This is a genomic window from Rhodoferax sp. LB1P47 (genome assembly GCF_056521445.1).
In genome coordinates this window covers 47,706-50,422 of the sequence record NZ_JBWMAU010000022.1, presented here as the reverse complement: position 1 = coordinate 50,422, position 2,717 = coordinate 47,706, and the positions used below count along the sequence as shown (strand labels likewise).

The following is a 2,717-nucleotide window of genomic DNA, read 5'->3' as shown; positions in this document are numbered from 1 at the left end:
GCGGTGGCGGCCTGTGATGACCAGTCACCGCGTCAGCGGTTTAGTTCAACGTGATGTACACCGCAAACCTTGCGGTTTAAATCGGCTACTGAGGTTTAAATCATCCATTGAAATCTCTTGGAAGTGGCTTGCAGACTGGGTATTTGAAAAATAAGGAGTTTTTATCCAGTTATAAAAATTCCGACAAACCCCGCACCTAAACGATGCGCCACTATAGCCCGCCGAAGTGTTGCGACTCCCGGCGTACGGGCATCTTTCATTTAAAAGCGGTAGGCATGAAATGCTCTTCTTTTCGTAGCTGCTTGCGCAAGTGGAATATGCGCTGGAGTCGGTTTTTTCTTAAAGATTTTGATGGAAGTTTGTGGTGGCCTATACCGTGGTGGATGCCTCAGTCGCCGCTGGCCGGGTATGCGCCCGGCGGCGCAGTAACTTGTTCTTTTGCGCAAAAGAAAAGTCACCATCGATGCGTCACCCCAACTGTCTGCGCCCCTGCGCTGGGGCTTCGGGGAACCTGCGGTGCTCATGGAATGCGGGGTCTGGCTAAACTCGCTGCGCTCAGACAACGCCAGCCCTGATCCGCATTCCACTGCGCTCCTCGGCGCAACCAGATGGGGACCCCGGGTGCGGATACCGGCCCGGCTTTGCCGGTCATCGCGCCTAGGGCGCGAGATGCCCCTCACCCCAACCCTCTCCCCGGCGGGGCGAGGGAGTAAGGCAGTGCATGCCCCGGCCAGCGGCGACTGTAGAACCCCATCCGCCAAAGGGATCGGAGCACGAATGCGGGTTGGCGGGCGGCACGTACACCCGCTTTTCAGTGCGCAATCCTTAAATAACTAGCAAAAATTACTTCGCCGCCAGCATCCACTCATGCGCTGGGTCGTTCTTGAAGACCCAGAAGCGGTTCGGCCCGGCCATCACGTTCAGGTAGTACAGGTCGTAGCCGTGCGGCGCGGTCACGGGGTGGTAGCCGCGCGGGACCATCACCACGTCGTGGTTCTCCACGGCGCAGGCTTCGTCCAACGTGCGGTCGTCGGTGTAGACGCGCTGGTAGGCAAAGCCCTGCGGTGGGTTCAGGCGGTGGTAGTAGGTTTCTTCCAATAGCGTCTCGACCGGTGGCTGCTCGATGTCGTGCTTGTGCGGCGGGTAGCTGCTGGAGTGGCTGGCGGGCGTCACCACTTCGACCACCAGCAGATGGGCGGCGGTGGGGTCGTCGTGCGGCAGGATGTCGCAGATGTAGCGGGTATTGGTGCCCTGGCCGCGCACGCTGCGGCGCATGCTGCTCGGGTCGATCACGCGCACGGCGTGGGGCGTGTCGCCTGCGGGGGCGGTGCACAGGCCCAGCTCGGCACCGGTTTCGGCCAGCACTACGACGGTTTTGCCTGCGGGCACAAAAACCGCAGCGGGCGAGACCTTGTCGAATACGCTGGTGCGCGTGCCCAGGTGGGCGTGGATCTGGCCGTCTACCGTCACGCTGACTGTGCCAGTCAGCACCACCAGGCAGAGTTCACGGGCGTGGGTTGCTATGGCCTCAGTCTCACCGGCGGCCAGGCGCACGGCGCGAAAGCCCACATGCGTCCAGCCTGCGCGCTCGGGCGTGACGTTGACGATTTCGCGGCCTGTGGCGGCGGCTTTGGCGAGGAGGGGGCTAGGCATATCAGGCGCTCAACTTGTCAACGATGCCGCGCAGGGTGTCGTAGCCCTTTTTCGCGTACGCGTAGCTGGGGGCTACAGCCGGGTCTTGCTCGGCCTCCACCACCAGCCAGCCTTCGTATCCCGCATTTTTCAGGATGGTGAGCACGGCTTCAAAGTCCACCGCGCCGTCGCCGGGCACGGTGAAGGTGCCGTTGATCACGCCGTTCAAAAAGCTCCAGCCGTCGTTGCGGGCCTGGGCAATCACCGGCACGCGCACGTCTTTGCAGTGCACGTGGTTGATGCGGGCGATGTGCTTTTTCAGCAGCACGGTGGGGTCTACCGCACCGCCAAAGTAGGCGTGGCCGGTGTCGAACAGCAGGAAGACTTTGGCCGGGTCGGTCAGGGCCATGAGCTTGTCGATGTCGGCGGGGGATTCGACATACGCGCCCATATGGTGGTGGTAGGCCAGTTGGATGCCATACGTGGCGATGAGGTGCGCGCCAAAGGCGTTGAGGCGCTCGGCATAGGCCAGCCACTGGGCTTCGGATGCGAAGCGGGGGCGCTTGGAGACGGGCACGTCGATCTGGCCCTGGATGGTGTCGGCGCATTCTCCGTAGACCACCACTTTGACATCGTTGTATTGCAGTTTGGCCATGTGGGCCTTGCAGCGCTCGATCTCGGCTTCCACCGAATCGTTACCCAGAAAGCCCGAGTACCAGCCAGAGACGCAGGCCACGCCAAACTCGGCCAGTTTGGCTTTCAGGCCAGGCCCGTCCTTGGGGAATTTATTGCCCAGCTCGAAGCCTGCGTAGCCGATTTCTTGGCCCTCAGACAGGGCCGTTTCCAACAGGGTTTCGCCGCCCAGCGAGGGCAGGTCGTCGTTCATCCAGCTGATGGGGTTGATGCCGATGCGTACGTTCCAGGTCATAGGGGGTCTCTTGAAGTTAAGTGGGGTGTGTTGGGTGTTGCTCCCTCCCCCTCCGGGGGAGGGTTGGGGTGGGGGCTGGCGGTTGGGCCGTGGGGGGGGGGGCGGGCGCCGCCCGGCGCGGGGGGGGGGGGGGGGGTGTGGGATGGTGTATGGTTTT

At 62.4% G+C, this 2,717-nt stretch carries 2 protein-coding genes; both read right to left on the bottom strand.

Annotated elements, in window-relative coordinates:
- Window positions 1-843: 843 nt before the first annotated feature.
- A complete protein-coding gene (gene iolB, locus AC0969_RS18090; RefSeq protein WP_479625550.1) occupies window positions 844-1,653 on the bottom strand; it encodes a 5-deoxy-glucuronate isomerase in 810 nt (269 codons plus the stop codon).
- 1 nt (window position 1,654) lies between these two features.
- On the bottom strand, window positions 1,655-2,560 hold the full coding sequence (gene iolE / locus AC0969_RS18085; protein ID WP_479625549.1) for a myo-inosose-2 dehydratase: 906 nt from the start codon (window positions 2,558-2,560) through the stop codon (window positions 1,655-1,657).
- Between the last annotated feature and the right edge of the window lie 157 nt (window positions 2,561-2,717).

Excerpts from the sequence above, each read along its gene's own strand:
- iolB (WP_479625550.1), bottom strand. The coding sequence starts at position 1,653 with ATGCCTAGCCCCCTCCTCGCCAAAGCCGCCGCCACAGGCCGCGAAATC.
- iolE (WP_479625549.1), bottom strand. The coding sequence starts at position 2,560 with ATGACCTGGAACGTACGCATCGGCATCAACCCCATCAGCTGGATGAAC.